Origin of the sequence: Paenibacillus illinoisensis NBRC 15959, assembly GCF_004000925.1 — a bacterium.
Taxonomy (GTDB): Bacteria; Bacillota; Bacilli; order Paenibacillales; family Paenibacillaceae; genus Paenibacillus; species Paenibacillus illinoisensis.
On the sequence record NZ_BIME01000003.1, the window covers coordinates 329,628 to 344,408 of the forward strand.

17 protein-coding genes are annotated in these 14,781 nt (G+C 50.3%); 1 reads left to right on the top strand and 16 read right to left on the bottom strand.

Going from position 1 to position 14,781, the window contains the following annotated elements; genetic code table 11:
* Window positions 1–114 precede the first annotated feature (114 nt).
* The gene (lspA, locus tag PIL01S_RS10125; RefSeq protein ID WP_127537427.1) at window positions 115–606 is read right to left on the bottom strand and encodes a signal peptidase II; all 492 of its coding nucleotides are present in this window, start codon (window positions 604–606) and stop codon (window positions 115–117) included.
* A gap of 229 nt (window positions 607–835) precedes the next feature.
* Between lspA and PIL01S_RS10130 the strand changes: the two genes are divergently transcribed.
* Complete coding sequence (locus tag PIL01S_RS10130; RefSeq protein ID WP_246058160.1) at window positions 836–1,315, top strand: heme-degrading domain-containing protein; 480 nt, start codon at window positions 836–838, stop codon at window positions 1,313–1,315.
* Between the two features lie 70 nt (window positions 1,316–1,385).
* Here PIL01S_RS10130 and PIL01S_RS10135 read toward each other — a convergent pair whose 3' ends face one another.
* The 15 genes from PIL01S_RS10135 to PIL01S_RS10200 form a co-directional block, all read right to left on the bottom strand.
* Window positions 1,386–2,333, bottom strand: a complete 948-nt coding sequence (locus PIL01S_RS10135) for a nucleoside hydrolase (protein WP_095360156.1) — start codon at window positions 2,331–2,333, stop codon at window positions 1,386–1,388.
* A 246-nt stretch (window positions 2,334–2,579) separates the two neighbouring features.
* Window positions 2,580–2,984, bottom strand: a complete 405-nt coding sequence (locus PIL01S_RS10140) for a DUF350 domain-containing protein (RefSeq protein WP_127537428.1) — start codon at window positions 2,982–2,984, stop codon at window positions 2,580–2,582.
* A gap of 15 nt (window positions 2,985–2,999) precedes the next feature.
* On the bottom strand, window positions 3,000–4,316 hold the full coding sequence (locus PIL01S_RS10145) for a glutathionylspermidine synthase family protein (RefSeq protein WP_127537429.1): 1,317 nt from the start codon (window positions 4,314–4,316) through the stop codon (window positions 3,000–3,002).
* 5 nt (window positions 4,317–4,321) lie between these two features.
* A complete protein-coding gene (locus PIL01S_RS10150) occupies window positions 4,322–4,606 on the bottom strand; it encodes a hypothetical protein (RefSeq protein ID WP_127537430.1) in 285 nt (94 codons plus the stop codon).
* Entirely contained in the window at window positions 4,606–5,139 is a 534-nt protein-coding gene (locus PIL01S_RS29715; RefSeq protein WP_246058161.1) for a hypothetical protein, read from the bottom strand. Before PIL01S_RS29715 ends, PIL01S_RS10150 begins: the two co-directional genes overlap by 1 nt.
* A gap of 183 nt (window positions 5,140–5,322) precedes the next feature.
* The gene (gene abc-f, locus PIL01S_RS10160) at window positions 5,323–7,248 is read right to left on the bottom strand and encodes a ribosomal protection-like ABC-F family protein (protein WP_127537431.1); all 1,926 of its coding nucleotides are present in this window, start codon (window positions 7,246–7,248) and stop codon (window positions 5,323–5,325) included.
* 97 nt (window positions 7,249–7,345) lie between these two features.
* The gene (locus PIL01S_RS29455; RefSeq protein WP_164764209.1) at window positions 7,346–7,507 is read right to left on the bottom strand and encodes a hypothetical protein; all 162 of its coding nucleotides are present in this window, start codon (window positions 7,505–7,507) and stop codon (window positions 7,346–7,348) included.
* Window positions 7,508–7,631: 124 nt separating this feature from the next.
* Entirely contained in the window at window positions 7,632–8,099 is a 468-nt protein-coding gene (locus PIL01S_RS10165) for a hypothetical protein (protein WP_127537432.1), read from the bottom strand.
* Window positions 8,100–8,155: 56 nt separating this feature from the next.
* Window positions 8,156–8,440, bottom strand: coding sequence for a hypothetical protein (locus PIL01S_RS10170; protein ID WP_127537433.1), 285 nt, complete (start codon window positions 8,438–8,440; stop codon window positions 8,156–8,158).
* A 41-nt stretch (window positions 8,441–8,481) separates the two neighbouring features.
* Window positions 8,482–9,480 carry a glycosyltransferase gene (locus tag PIL01S_RS10175; RefSeq protein ID WP_127537434.1) on the bottom strand — a complete coding sequence of 333 codons (999 nt, stop codon included), beginning with the start codon at window positions 9,478–9,480 and terminating at the stop codon, window positions 8,482–8,484.
* 17 nt (window positions 9,481–9,497) lie between these two features.
* On the bottom strand, window positions 9,498–10,463 hold the full coding sequence (locus tag PIL01S_RS10180) for a phosphotransferase family protein (RefSeq protein ID WP_127537435.1): 966 nt from the start codon (window positions 10,461–10,463) through the stop codon (window positions 9,498–9,500).
* A 237-nt stretch (window positions 10,464–10,700) separates the two neighbouring features.
* Complete coding sequence (locus PIL01S_RS10185; protein WP_127537649.1) at window positions 10,701–11,642, bottom strand: glycoside hydrolase family 113; 942 nt, start codon at window positions 11,640–11,642, stop codon at window positions 10,701–10,703.
* A 45-nt stretch (window positions 11,643–11,687) separates the two neighbouring features.
* Window positions 11,688–12,725 carry a glycoside hydrolase family 130 protein gene (locus PIL01S_RS10190; RefSeq protein ID WP_127537436.1) on the bottom strand — a complete coding sequence of 346 codons (1,038 nt, stop codon included), beginning with the start codon at window positions 12,723–12,725 and terminating at the stop codon, window positions 11,688–11,690.
* Between the two features lie 165 nt (window positions 12,726–12,890).
* Window positions 12,891–13,730, bottom strand: a complete 840-nt coding sequence (locus PIL01S_RS10195) for a carbohydrate ABC transporter permease (RefSeq protein WP_371859946.1) — start codon at window positions 13,728–13,730, stop codon at window positions 12,891–12,893.
* Complete coding sequence (locus PIL01S_RS10200; protein ID WP_095290862.1) at window positions 13,727–14,614, bottom strand: carbohydrate ABC transporter permease; 888 nt, start codon at window positions 14,612–14,614, stop codon at window positions 13,727–13,729. The genes PIL01S_RS10195 and PIL01S_RS10200 overlap by 4 nt, the downstream gene beginning before the upstream one ends.
* Window positions 14,615–14,781: the final 167 nt, after the last annotated feature.

Consider the following 14,781-nt stretch of genomic DNA (forward strand, 5'->3'; position numbering starts at 1 on the left):
ATGGCGTTATTTTCCAGCATTGCTTGCTGCACAACAAAAAGAAGGACATCGGCCTATATCCAATGTCCTTCTTTTTTCCATTGTGCGTGATTGCAACACTTGATTAATGTCGCATTACCAACGTTCAATTTTGGGCAAGGCATTGCGCGATCGCTTGGCCCGGTAGCTCTTAAATGCACGGATTAACATTCCGATCACCAAGAGTATCACCCCAATGTTAATCGCTACATCAGCCAGGTTGAGAATGCCCCGGCCAGATGGAAATACTAGAAAATCCGTTACTTTTGCAAATACAAAACGGTCGATTGCATTTCCCAAGGCTCCACCAACCATGAAGCCTGCTCCTGCCTGCATCCAGAAACCGCGAATTTCACCTTTTCTCCGATAATACAGAATGCCGGCAATGAACAGAATGGCGACAACGCCAAACAGACGCGCATTTCCCTGGAACATGCTTCCCGCCATCCCGCTATTCTCATAATGCTGCAGCTGCATGCCGGAGTCACCGAGTCTCATCATGTCGCCGACTTCCATATACATTCTCACGGCCAGCTTGGTACCCTGATCCACCAGCGTAACCAGCAGTGCTATAAAATAAAACAGCATATTGTCTCTCCTCCTGCCCAACTCGTTTTGCCCTATCCTATGTAAACCTGTGGAATGTCCAAAGTTACGTTCCCTTCACTTTACCACAGCCGAAGTCGTGTCTCCAAATGGGCTCCGGTGAAAGGCAGATTTAGAGCCAAACGATAACCCAGCCTGCATCCGGGAGGGACCACCCTACCCTATGTCGAATGTAGATATGAACTACACATGAAAAGGGGCTGCCTGTAAATTGAACCTGACGATGACAGAGAGATTAAAGGAAATGCAGCAGGAAGAAAAGGACTTGGTATTCCGTACATTTGACTCTGAACTGGCCCTACAGCTTGGACTCCATCTGATCGAGCAGGCAAAAAGCCGTTCACAGGCCGTAACCATCGACATTACCCTCCGTGGACATCGCCTTTTCCTGCATGCCATGGAAGGCACTCATCCGGACAACGAGGATTGGATCCGGCGTAAAAACAACGTGGTAAACCACTTCTCCTCCAGTTCATGGCATACCGCTCTGCGTCTGCGCAGCGAGAATAAAACGCTTGAGCAGGATTTCAGCCTGCCTTCCTCTGACTTTGTACTGGCTGGTGGTGCCTTTCCATTGATTGTGGAGGGTCAGGGACAGATCGGAACAATTACGGTATCGGGTCTGCCCGATGAGGAAGACCACGACCTGGTCACCACCGGAATCCGTTCATTTTTGCTGCAGCAAGGCTAATTTAACAAGAAAAGCCCACCTGGTCCTTGCGGACCCAGGTGGGCTTGCCGTGTTTAGATCATTCCTTGGTTCATTGAATAGCTGACAAAACATCCAACAGCATGGATTTAAACTTCGGCCGATCGATGGCTTCACATACGCGCACGTTAGGTTCCTTGCCGAAACGTCCGTTGATATCCACCACGCTGTATCCACGCGTCAGTTCTCCTGCGGCTTCCACATCCACGTAATACTGGCCTGACTTCGTCATCAGCGATTCGTCTGCCGCTACCGCCATCAGCAGTGTATCCGGGTGTGTGGTTCCATTCAGCTTATGTACCGACTTGTTGAACTGCATAACGACTTTGTTGATGGCCGTGAAGAAATCGGCTCCGGATGTTCCAAGCGCTGCTATTTCTGCATGATCATCATCATCCATGACGGAGTATTGCGTGCACATCTCCCAGCCAACCATCGTTGTTGGAATGCCGGCATGCAGTACAATTTTAGCTGCTTCGGGGTCAACGTAGAAGTTGTACTCTGCCGCTGGCGTAATGTTGCCCAGCGCATTATTCGTACCGCCCATAATGTAGAGATGAGCAATCTCCGGAATAATCGTCGGGTCCTTTTGAATCGCCATCGCAATGTTGGTCAGGGGTGCAATCGCCAGAAGAGAAATCTCTCCCGGATTGGCATGAACCTTCTCGATAATAAAATCAACCGCGTGGCCGCTTTCGGGACGCTGATCTGCCTTGGGGAAATGCGCGCCGCCCATGCCGTCGTCGCCATGCACATCTTCCACTGTGCGGTGCTGCGCCTGCCCGTAGGCCATCAGCGGTCGTTCGCATCCTTTGTACACAGGCACCTTGCCGCCATGTCCAGCAACCTGCACGGTGTACAGGGCATTTTCAACCTCTTGGTCAAACTGGACGTTACCGCCCGTAATGGTGATGCCTTCCACTTGAAAGTGGTGCAGTGCCGTCAGGATCGCAATCGTATCGTCTCCTGCTGTATCTGTATCAATGATGACTTTTCTCATGATGCTGCGCTCCTTCTTCAGTTTGATATTTATTTAGAACGAACATATAAGAAATACACACTCGCACTCCAAGTACAGAACAATCTTACGATCGCTGTTATCCTCAGATTTTTTTTATACCTTCTGAAAAGGTGAAAATCCGATGATAAAGGCGAACGCTTCGCTTCTCCAGATTCTTTCTGTCCTCTTCGTACATGTGTAATTATTATATTCCCTCTAAATTATCATTTATCGCTAGGGTACATTTTACATCAAAAATGTACCGATGACGATGGAAACGCCGATGATAATGGAACGCAGCAGCTGGGCTACCGCCAGATTGCCTCTTGCAATCTCATCGCATACACGCATTCTGGGAATCAGGAAATCAAATATAATATAGACCAGACACAGAATAATGATTCCCAGTACAGACCATAACAGCATATCCAGCCATGAATGCGTGGAGAAGGACACCATACCGACAATGATGCACAGTCCCAGCAGCTTGCTGCCCATATACATACCCGCCGCTTCGTTACCTTTGGCGATTTCCTCACTATCGTTATACCGGGTTAATTTGCTAAAAGCAAAATACCCACATACCAATACAACCAACAGAATGCCGACGCCTACCGCTACATTCAGCAGGTTCAAACCCAAATTATCCATTCCTACTCCTCCTCATCATCCAATACTTCCATTTACTGCAGCCGCACAATAATAGGCCATATCTCCGGTCACTTTCTCCCCAATCCGGGGCAATACACCGGCAAAACGTCCACCTATGACAAACACGCCTGTCAGCAGATAACCGCTATATTCCCCGTCTTCTGTCACGATGCTGGCCTGTTCCATCGGAACCAGCTGCTGATAAATCTTCGGTTGGTTGTTATAGTAAGCCGCGATATCTTCATCCTCGTCCAGTCCTGCTCCAGCCGCGCTACTCTCCGTTCCTTCACCCAGCAGCTGAGTGCCCCGGCCCTCACGACCCCAGTAGCTTTTTTCCACATAGGGAGTGGACTCCAGTTCAAAAGGGCCTGCTTCGAAATAGGTGGGCAGCAGATACCGGGAAATCGAATCCAGTTCCGCATTAGTAAACAGCCGAAAACCGCAGTACTCTGGCGTCTGATCGTTGCGCTCATAGAGTGACCAGATCGCAGCCATGAAGCCTTTGCTCTGCATCAGGACATGCTGTACGGGGTTCATCAGCCCAAGCCGGCCTTCCTGTACCAGTGCAAGCAGTGCCGCACCGATGTCCACACCTGTTGTCTCATCCCGATCATCAACGAGATACTCCAGCGGATACAGACGATACAGCAGCTGAATCTCGTGCCCATCATGATACAGTGCCTCTCCGGGAACAATCTCAAGTTCCTCCAGCGGGGCATAGCGCACCTCATATCCGGCCTCCTGACAGCGTTTCATCAGGTATTCCGTATTGGTCCGATCCTCCACATGCTCACCAAATGAGGTAAATGTCACTGGTCCTCGCAGCCCTTGCTCGGCATAAACCTCCAGCCACCTGCGGAAGCATTCCCGGATGCAGGCATCCATGCCCGCTGACGGCGCAGTGAATGCATCATCTTCAGCCATGCCTACCAAAATGCGCTCCAGAATCGCGGCTTCGGGTATACCAGTTGGGGTGTCGGTATTATTTTCGATACACTTGAACCCGGCCTCACCGATAATCCAGTCCTGACGCGTAATGCCCCCAGTCACTGTCTCCATCCTGGCTGTCGCAATGAGCCCTGGATGAATACCCAGCTGCTGTTCCAAAAAGCTATCCGGCATATACTGCTGGATGAACCGCATGACTTTGCAGTATATGCCGTCGATCAGCTCAACTGCACGCTGCAATTCCTGCATCTCTTCTGGAGTATACAGGGTTAGTGAGGGTACACAATATTGCTTGCCATACATCCGGTGATACGGCACATGCTTCCCCGCCTCGCCCGCAAACACCTCTTCATGACCATAGGGCAATGAGTGAATATGCCTCATATCCTTTAGCCTCCCGAACTGCGGAAGAAGCTGCCAAATCCGCTCGATTTGGACTTCGAGTTACTATAGGAGCTGCTCTTGCTACTACTGCTGCTGCCACCATATGAACCGCCATAATAATAATGCCCACTGCTGGAATCATACTCACATCCGGTGTCATAATCCGGGTCGCACTCGTCATTGCTGCCGCAGCCCGACAATACCGCAGGTACAGCCAGCATCAGGGAAAAGGCAACCAGCTTTGCCTTTGATCCGGGTTTCGATGAATGGTGCCGCTCTTCTTCTGTCATTACAGGTCTACCTCCTTCATAAAAAACAACACTTTCCGGCGATCCCCATCCAGCACCGAATACACGAATTCATACGTCGTTCCGTTACGAACCATATAATGGTCCAGCAGACGCTCGGCGAGTTCCATCGTGTACGAGGACGATTCTGCAAGTTCCAACTCCTGAAATGCCTTTCCATTCCACATCATGTACTCTGCGCTGTACATGGAGGACATTTTGCACATGGCCAGTGCAGCGTCCGCAATCGCTGTACCGTAATCTGCAGGCATCTGGCTCTCGTAGGCAGTCACATAGATCGCATGATCCCGCAGATCCTCGCACTCGTTGGACAGGTGGGCCCACAGTTTGTTTTTCATCAGGGTTGCATCCACCAGTTTGCGCATAAACAGTTCATCCCGGGTAACAGATACGTGCTCCAGCTGCCCGGTCTCAGCCTGCCGATCGTCCGACCAGCTTCGATAAGTCAATGCGTAATAGATAACGATAACCTCCCTTTTGTGTAGCTCTAAGTTGAGCCGCTTCAAATCATACAAACGTATTTAACGCATGAGAAGGGAAAAAGTTACACTATTCCCTATGACATGTAAATAAGGACATTACCAATGCACCTTTTGAAGCCTATTGCAGGGGAGAATGACTGTATTCACCATCCGGAAAATAAAAAGGCCGGAGACCATTCTCCGACCTTTCATGTTCGTCCTTACCTTGACGAACGATCACAATTCAGCCCATTGGGCCAATAACTGGTTGTATTCACCCGACAGCTGCTCACGCTCATTCCACAGCTGTTCCAGCTCAGCAGAGCTTGCCTGCAATTCAAGCTGGTGGTCGAGCTCCTGAATCTGTGCCTCCAGACGAGCCAGCCTCTGTTCCAGCTGCTCGGCCGACTGTCGTTTCCCCGCTCCATTCTCTCCTTGGCGAGAATTACGTTGTTCCTTAGATTCGGCACGCTCACGAGGAAGGGCCGGAATAGGAACGGCATGCTGGGCCGCTTCACCTGCTCGCATTTGCAGTTCAAGCTTTTTCTCCCGATAGGCTTCATAATCCCCGAGATAGGTGGTCATCTCACCATTCTCCAGCTCCCAGACACGTGAAACCACACGGTTCACGAAGTAGCGGTCATGAGAGATCGCAAGCACCGTGCCTTCAAAGTCAACCAGGGATTCTTCCAGTGCTTCTCTTGAAGCAATGTCCAGATGGTTGGTCGGTTCATCCAGCAGCAGTACGTTCGGCTTGCGATGCACCAGCAGGGATAACCGTAGACGGGTCCATTCCCCGCCAGATAACTGCCCAACCGAGCGGAATACATCTGCCCCATAGAACAGATACCTTGCCAGAATGCCACGTGCTTCGCCTTCTTCCACGCCTGCCTCCAGGCGGAAATGTTCAAGCACGCTCAGCTTCGGATTGGAAGGCTCCTCCTGCTGTGCCAGATAGCCAACATCCACCCTTGCTCCCCATTCAAGCTGACCGGAAGTCGGCTGCTCTTCTCCAAGCAGCAGCTTGAACAATGTGGTCTTGCCTGAGCCATTACGGCCAATCAGGGCCACCTTGTCTCCGAACTCCAGTAGCGCTGAAACGCCGCGCAGGATCGGACGTTCTCCGTAAGCCTTCTCCACCTGTTCAATTACCGCCACGCGGCGGCCCGTGCGGTCTGTAGGACGCACATCGAAATCCGCATTGCGCCGCTCCAGCACAGGCCGCTTCACCTGCTCCATCCGCTCCAGTGCCTTCCGCATCGAAGCGGCCCGCCGGAAGAACTTCTCGTTCCCACCAATGCGTCCCCATTCCTCCAGCTGACGGATCGTTTCCTTCATTTTCTTCATGACCTTCTGCTGCTCCTTGAACTCCTCAAATTGCTGCAGAAGCCGTTGTTCCTTCACCTTCATGTATTCCGTATAACCGCCTGCTGACGTTTGCGCTTCGCCATCTTCCAGCTCCAGCGTTCGGGTCACCACCCGGTCCAGAAAATAACGGTCATGGGAGATCAGCACGATCGTGCCTGTGTACTCCCGTAGATAGCCTTCCAGCCATTCCACCCGCTCCAGATCAAGGTGATTGGTCGGCTCATCCAGCAGCAGCAGATCTGGACGGACGATTAGCTGCGAAGCAAGTACGACGCGGGTCTGCTCTCCTCCGGAGAGGGAACCGAACCTCCAGCCATAGTGTGCTTTGGCAATATCCAGCCCGTCCGCCACCTGATCAATCCGTGCGTCCATCTCATACCCGCCCTCACGTTCAAACTGCTCCTGCAGTGCGGCATATCGTTTCAACAAGCGTTCCAATTGGTCTGGATCTGCTGCATAGTCTGGATCAGACATCTGCTGCTCCATTTCCTTCATGCGGCTGCGGCACTCCATAAGCGCTTTGAATCCCAGAGCCAGCACATCCAGTACCGTATAATCATCCAGTCCTTCCGGCACCTGCGCTACATAGCCGATCCGTGTATCTTTTTTGATCATTAATTGCCCTTCGTCCGGCTGATTCAGCCGGGCCATCAGGCGCATCAGTGTCGTTTTGCCGCTTCCGTTGCGGCCGATGAGGGCGACTTTGTCCCCTTCCATAATCTCAAAAGTAATGCCGTCCAGCACCAGATGTGCTCCGTGATATTGAGTCAGTTGTTGCGCGCTAATGATCATCATAATAAGGTTCCTCCTATGGTATGGAAGATCCTGACCGCAACACAAAAAGAGCCGCAGAGGTTAGCTCCGCGGCCCTTCAGAATTCAAGCTTAATCGCTTATCGTCCGAATGAGGTCAAGGCAGGCATCTTCTCGCAATAGTTAACTTCCGTATATTCAAAATTGGACAGACTTCTCCCGTTGTAGCGAAAAGTGTGAACAATGCCAGCCATAGCAATCGGCAGCTGGCTAATACGGTTGTTAAGCATCTCGTGATTCACCTGTCTTCACCTCCCTTGTCATAATTAATGCCAATATATCACAGACGATTGCATCTCTGCAACCATGTCATGCGCCTATCATCCTCGTCCCTTTTGCAGACGTCACCTCAGACGGCTACAGTTATTACCTAAGATATGCCATCTTAATATCTGCTAGGGAATCCAAATTTATTTCAATACTCATGTCTTCATGTTCATTAATGGCAATCAGCGTTTTACCTCTAACACTTAATTTTTTTATAGGGTTGGTTTCATCCAAAAAAATACCCCAGATCAAACTGTTGTTTGCGTCTGTGCAGGCAATGAAGCCTTCATTCCCCATTTGGCCATCCCCGCCATAGATTTTTCCACCCTGATAGTCCATACTTGTCCAAGCATCAACTGCGGCCCAATAATCATCGTTATATTTATCAATGCTCTCGATGGTTGTATCACACAGGGGAGTACAGGAGATTGTGCGCTCATTATTGTTAGGGTTGTAATATTTGCTGATATTTAAGATGATGATGTCTCCATTTGCAAAAGCAATGCAATTCATTCCAGGTAACTCACGTTGTTCAGCAGACCAGTGTTTCATGATTAGACTGTTCATTATGTTATCCTTTCAGTTATTGCATCAAGTCCGTGGCTCCTTCCCCCAAGACCTGATCATTTCCTTCTCCGACGCTGCAGCACCAGAGCGGTAATGGCGACCGTGATCAACGTCAATAAGCCCGATGTACCCAGAGCTGCACCAAGCAGTGCATATCCGATACCATTCCATCCACCAATATCGATGCTGATCATGATGACAACGGCCCCGCCAAGCAGCGTCAGACACGGCAGGATCGACTGAATCCACGTCATTCTGCGCCCTTGCATCCGATACACCATCCATTCTATCAGCAGCTGCACCAACCACATGCCAACCGTCCACAGAATAACGATATCCACAAAATCCTCTCCTTACGATCGGATATTAATACCGCAGTCCCTTACTTCAACCAGTCTGCAAAAAAGTTCCGGTACCCTTCCTTCATAATTGTGCGCGAAAAGGCTCCAAACGCATACTCCCGGTTGTCCTCCGATACATTGCGCGGTGCAGCAGCTGCCATATTCAACAGCTCAAACCAGTTATCCTCATTGCCTGCAAAGGCATGTGTAGAACGAATATGGCCGTAGCATGCATGCTCAGGCTTCACAATCATTTTGCCCATAGCCATCGCTTCCGTCAGGGGCATCGCAAATGTATCAAACGCAGAGCAGCTCCAATACACCTTGGCAGAGTTCATCAGAGTAAAGACTTCATCCTGGGTCAATGCAAACTGAAGTTTCACATTGTCCGGTATGTCGTACTTCTTCATGCTCTCCTCATAACGCCGTCCGCCAAATACCATGTACACTTCCTTGTCCGGGTTCTGCCGGGCATATTCCAGCACCAGATCCGGGCGACGATTCGCTTCATCCCGGCCGATCCAGAGCACGCGGTTGTGCACGACCTGACTTGGGTCATAATGGCGGTGTGCCAGTTCCTCATTGAAGCCGATCGGAATGACGCTCACGTCATGTACGCCGAAGTTGCGTCCGAGTTCTGTTTTCAAAAACTCCGTCTGCACAATGGCTTTATCCACCATGCTATAGAATGGCTTCATCATCTCATACCCCGTCAGTGCCGGGTCAGGGAAGCTGTGCGGAAACAGTACACTTTTGGGCAAAAACATCTTCAAAAACGTAAACCCAGATACCGTGTAGATGACATGCTCTATATTTTGGCTATATATCTGGTCAAGCACGATATCGTAGTTTACCAGATCTCCCTTCTCGTGTTCATAACCGGGCAGCCAGTCATACCCGCTCACATGGCGCTCCGGCGATATAAACACAATATCTACCCCAAGCTCCAGACCGATCTGCTTCAGCCGATCAGCGAATACGCGCGGTCCCTGCGCCTCGGTGAATTGAATTTTCCGCATAACGAGTCCTACTTTACGCATGTTCTGCCCCCTCATGTCTATTCGGTAAATAGCTGGTTCATGCACTGTTCCAGCGTGGTTGCCGTCTCATTCCATTGATTGCGCAGCTGCTCCTCCGGCCATACGCAGTCTTCCTTCTTCAGATCCGAATCGATCAAGCGCAGCATCCAGAGCGAGAATACAATGGCATACGCGGCATACCATCTTCGAAAAGAAATTCTTTCGACCCGCTGCCCGCGCTGCTCCAGCTCGTTCAGATACGTCTGAATGATCCGCTCCCGAAGCTGTGGTGCAACGTGTCTCGGAAACAGCGGATGAGACAGATCCACCATGTGATATAAATCCCAGAGGGGCGTATTCAGATGAGCATGTTCCCAATCGATAATGACAAGTCTGCCATTCACATCGGCCATATTTCCGGGATGCAGGTCTCCGTGACACAGGACAAGCGGAAGTTCTTGGTCAGCTGTTTGGATAAGCGCCCTGATCTCGTCCCAAGCAGGTGCAGAGAGCGTCATTCCCAGCTTGGACAGCAATTCATCCGTTGATTCCTGGGCATCCCAGAGTTCCTGCAGCATGTTGCCAATGGACGGCTTCTGGCCCACACGCGGCAGCTCGTCCCATTGGGGTACCCAGAGCGTGTGCCATTCCGCCATATGTACAGCTGCGGACAGCATCGCACCTTCCTGCAAATCATGCACAAGCGGCCCCAGGTCCTCGTAGATCAGCCAGCTCTGTTCCGGAGCGATGGCTTCGTCAGAGGAGTCTATTAGCCTAGGATAAATGGAAGGCAGTAAGGACAGCACATGCATGGATATCCACTGTTCACGCCCATGCTGTCCCAGATTCGTGAGTGGTTTGAAAATGTAACTCTCTCCGGTGTGGACCGTAAATCGCTCCACATATCTGCCGTTCATCCCCTTGTAGAGTTGCTCCCGGCTGGTTATAGCCTGTTCATTCAGGGTCCCTTCAGCCGTGACCCAGCCATGTGCATGTTTGTTCATGATCAACACCGTCCATTCGTCTTTCCGTACCTGCTCATTAATATGTTCTATCCATCATACGTTGCTGCGCACATGCCCGCAAGCGTGAAACGAAGTACTCTTGCCCCTAAGGAAAACAAAAAAAGACGCACATGAGGATAATCCAAGATTATCTACATGTACGCCTTTTTCTTCGTCATTGCTCGCTCTGCTTCATCATCAATGCCGCAGTTCGTGACTTCCCTATAGCTAGAGAGGCTAAACTTCGACCGACAACCTTTCATAGAAGCGACGAATAACACGCTCTGCCGGTTTACCATACACGCCGTAACCATCATCGGTCAGGGCATTCTTTTCCTGATACAGGCTCGCACTCCAGTCCCATAGACCGAATCCCCGCACCCATTCCCGCTGGCTGGCATGCCTAAACATGGCCTCGTAGAAACGCTCCTGTTCCTCCGCACTGACCGCACCTTCCAGGCCCCAATCGTTCGGCACCTGCGCCGAACCGCTGCGGCTGGGACAGCCTGCTTCCGCGAAGAAAAACGGTTTTCCGTAAGGGGAAATCTCCTGTTCGATCCGGTCCAGCTGCGCTTCCCAGTCTCCGAGGGGATAGTATCCGCTCGATGAAATCACATCCACTGCATCCCACCATGTCACATGACCTTCCTGATACTTGTCCGTATTGTACGACACAAGTCCGGAGTATACTTCACGTACAGCTGCAATTACCCCACGCCATTCCTCACTACGACGCTCGGACTGTACCATCTCGCAGCCAACGATAAACATCTCGCATTTCTCCTGCTCCGCAATGGCTGCATAGTGCTTCTGATAAGCGGTATAACTGCGGAACCAGTCCTTCCACTTCGGCTCACACGGCACATCGATATCAAAAAAGTTAATGTGTGCACGCCACGTGCCATCGGTGCAATTAACCGTTGGTTTCAAAATCACGCGCAGCCCAAGAGTGCGAGCATAACGAATCATATCCAGTAATTCGTCATCCTCCACCATATGCTCTCCCCGATACCTGACTTCTACCGCCTGCGGGTGATCCTGAAGTGCCGCCAGTGCAAAAATGACATGCGAACTGCCCGTTCGTTCAGCCATCAGGCGCAGGGACTCTTTGGCTTCCGGTTTACGGAATTCCCCTCTGCCGCTCATCCAGCCAAATGTAAACCCCTTAATGTACTCCATATGCATTGCCTTGTAGAACCCCTTTCAATCTATAAAAATGTTCAATTACAGCTTGCCTTCCTCGCGGTCTCCGGCGATGACTTCGTCAGTCTCGATGACGTAATGTACGATCTCTTCCACGGTGGTATACGCCACGCCAACATACGTATCCGCAGCTCCATAATAAATGGCGATTCGTCCTGTCTCCGCATCATGCAGTGTGGCGCATGGGAAGATGACATTGTCCACAAAGCCTTGCTCCTCGTACCATTTTTCCGGTGTAAGTACGAAATTGGAGGAACGATATTTCACTTTCGATGGCTCATCCAAATCCAGAATGACTGCACCCATGCTGTATACAAATCCGTTGCACGTTCCGGTGACGCCGTGGTAGAACATCAGCCAGCCTTCAGATGTTTCAATCGGAGCAGGACCGCCGCCAATCTTGACCGATTGCCACCAGCCCTGGCCGCCCTTGCTCATGACATGGCGATGCTTGCCCCAGTACACAAGATCCGGACTTTCACTCAGAAAAATGTCGCCGAACGGCGTGTGGCCGCTGTCACTCGGTCTGGACAGCATGACATAGTTATCATTGATTTTGCGCGGAAACAACACGCCATTGCGATTGAACGGCAGCATGGGGTTTTCGAGGCGCACGAACGTTTTGAAATCATCCGTTTTGGCCAAGCCCAGCGCTGCACCGTAGAAATCTGTACACCAGATGATATAATACGTGTCTTCCACCTTAACCAGACGCGGATCGTACGCATAGTTCGGCATGAAGGGATCGCCATTCTCATCTACAAAAGAAATACGCTCCTCTTCAATGGTCCATGTAAGACCGTCTTCACTCGAACCCATATGCAGGTGCGGACGGCCATTAATCGTTTCGGCGCGGAACACACCAATGAACTTTCCTTCATAAGGAACAACAGCACTGTTGAAAATGCGGGCAACCCCCTTGACCGGGTTACGCGGCACGACCGGATTGGCTGAATGTCTCCAGACCGGCCCTTCTGTCCCCTCCGGTTTATCCTCCCAAGGCATATGGGGCAAGGCATCTCCAACAATGTGTACGTTTTTCGTATTAACAACTGTCATCGTTTCATTTCTCCCTTCGGTGATAGGTTCTATGAAATGAACTGTTAAAACTTGCACGAAACCACTTCAATGACAGAACAGCCTTCCGATCGCTGTTATCTCCAGGTTTTTTCTGCCCTCTCCGTTCCTGTGCATTTCAAATCCATTTCATGCAACCTTCACTTTTTATTTCACAGAGCCTTGTGCGAAGCCGTTGTAGATGTACTTCTGCAGCAGCAGGAAAACGATCATCGTTGGAATGATGGCGATCATGATGCCTGCGCTGATGACCTCCCACTGGGAACCAAATGGCCCCTTGAATTTAAACAGGGCCGTGGATATCACCTGCAGGTCTGTCTTGGGCATATACAGAAACGGCGTGTAGAAATCGTTGTAGATGTTGACCCCTTTTACGATAATGACCGTAACAATCGCCGGTTTCAGCAGGGGCAAGATGATTTTCCAGTAGATCGTGAAGTAGGAGGCCCCATCCAGCATGGCGGATTCATCCAGTGCATTGGAGATGGAACCCAGGAACTGGAGGAAAATATACACCGCAATGATATCAGTCCCCAGGTACATCACAATGGCTGCCCAGCGGGTGTTGAACAGATCCAGGGCGTTAATAATCTGGAATGTGGCGACCTGTGTCGTAACACTAGGGATCAGGGTAGCGAGCAGAAACGCGGCAACCATGATTTTTTTACCTTTAAACTTGAAACGATCCAGCACGTAAGCGATCATGGAGCCCGTTAAAGTCGCACCCACGATGGAAATAATCAGGATAATAATCGTATTTTTGAAACCGACCAGCATGTTGCCATCCACAAAAGCCTTGGTATAGTTCGCAAAGTTCAGCCAGTTGGCTGGCGGGGCAAGCGGACTGCTCGTTGCATATTCGGCGTTGGTCTTAAGCGATGCAAACAGCACCACAACGATGGGTACAAGCGCAATGAACGCGGCAAGAATAAGTGAGGCATATTTGAATAGACTCGCAAGGGTATATTTGAGTTGATGCACGTTCATTCCTCCCCTTTCATAGTGACACGCTGAACGAGCGTAACGAGAATGACGATGAACAGCAGCACAACGGCCATTGCCGATGCCAAGCCCAGCTTGCCGTACTTGAATGCCAAGTGGACCGTCTGGATGACAAAGGTCTCACTTCCGTTGGAGCCGTCGGTCATAATGTATGGAATATCGAACGCACTGATTGCGCCGCTAATCGCCAAGATCAGGTTGAGCTGCAGGATACGCGTAATGCTCGGCAGGATAATATGGCGGAACTGCTGCCAGCGATTGGCCCCGTCAATATCCGAAGCTTCATAGACATCCTTTTGTATGGAAGAGATCGCACCGAGGAAGATGATGAAGTTGAAGCCCATGTATCTCCATACGGATGCGCCTGCGAGTGACACGTTAATAATGTTCGGATTCCCCAGCCAGAGCTGGGTATACTGCCCAAGTCCAACCGCCTGCATGAGCGTATCGAGGGTACCGTCCGGTTTGAAGAAAAAGAGGAAGATAAATCCGATAGCTACGCCATTCAGCAGATAGGGAAAGAATAATATCCCTTTGAAAAAGTTTTTGCCTCGAATTTTGAAACTCAGGATTGTTGCAAAGTAAAGGGCCAGGCCCATTTGTATGAACGTGGCAGCAAAATAGTAGAGACTGACAATAAACACTTTAAAATATTCAGGGTCACTGAATATCCGCGTGTAGTTCTCAAACCCAACATAGTCGAATCTTTTGCTGTATCCGTTCCAGTCGGTGAAGCTGTATTTGAACATGTTAATGACAGGTAAATAGGCAAACGTGAACAGCAGTGCCAACGGAATAATTGAGAAGGCACAGATGATAAATATGCGCTGTGCTGAATAACCCCAATTCGAAATCTTTAAGTATTTCATGCTCTCCACACCTCCAAGCGGTTCTACCGCTTTTATATCGAAAGACTCCCGCCCAATTACGCTGATAAATACACTACTGAAGATGGCATTTCACATCCTGCATTCAGATGCAAAATGCCTTGATGAAAAAGGGAAACCCTTCTTCCTTCAGTCCGTGTGCAATGCCT

What these genes read in the sequence shown, in the direction of transcription:
- lspA (WP_127537427.1), bottom strand. Translation starts at nt 606, where the DNA reads ATGCTGTTTTATTTTATAGCACTGCTGGTTACGCTGGTGGATCAGGGT.
- PIL01S_RS10135 (WP_095360156.1), bottom strand. Translation starts at nt 2,333, where the DNA reads ATGAGAAAAGTCATCATTGATACAGATACAGCAGGAGACGATACGATT.
- PIL01S_RS10140 (WP_127537428.1), bottom strand. Translation starts at nt 2,984, where the DNA reads ATGGATAATTTGGGTTTGAACCTGCTGAATGTAGCGGTAGGCGTCGGC.
- PIL01S_RS10145 (WP_127537429.1), bottom strand. Translation starts at nt 4,316, where the DNA reads ATGAGGCATATTCACTCATTGCCCTATGGTCATGAAGAGGTGTTTGCG.
- PIL01S_RS10150 (WP_127537430.1), bottom strand. Translation starts at nt 4,606, where the DNA reads ATGACAGAAGAAGAGCGGCACCATTCATCGAAACCCGGATCAAAGGCA.
- abc-f (WP_127537431.1), bottom strand. Translation starts at nt 7,248, where the DNA reads ATGATGATCATTAGCGCGCAACAACTGACTCAATATCACGGAGCACAT.
- PIL01S_RS10165 (WP_127537432.1), bottom strand. Translation starts at nt 8,099, where the DNA reads ATGAACAGTCTAATCATGAAACACTGGTCTGCTGAACAACGTGAGTTA.
- PIL01S_RS10175 (WP_127537434.1), bottom strand. Translation starts at nt 9,480, where the DNA reads ATGCGTAAAGTAGGACTCGTTATGCGGAAAATTCAATTCACCGAGGCG.
- PIL01S_RS10180 (WP_127537435.1), bottom strand. Translation starts at nt 10,463, where the DNA reads ATGAACAAACATGCACATGGCTGGGTCACGGCTGAAGGGACCCTGAAT.
- PIL01S_RS10185 (WP_127537649.1), bottom strand. Translation starts at nt 11,642, where the DNA reads ATGGAGTACATTAAGGGGTTTACATTTGGCTGGATGAGCGGCAGAGGG.
- PIL01S_RS10190 (WP_127537436.1), bottom strand. Translation starts at nt 12,725, where the DNA reads ATGACAGTTGTTAATACGAAAAACGTACACATTGTTGGAGATGCCTTG.
- PIL01S_RS10195 (WP_371859946.1), bottom strand. Translation starts at nt 13,730, where the DNA reads ATGAACGTGCATCAACTCAAATATACCCTTGCGAGTCTATTCAAATAT.
- PIL01S_RS10200 (WP_095290862.1), bottom strand. Translation starts at nt 14,614, where the DNA reads ATGAAATACTTAAAGATTTCGAATTGGGGTTATTCAGCACAGCGCATA.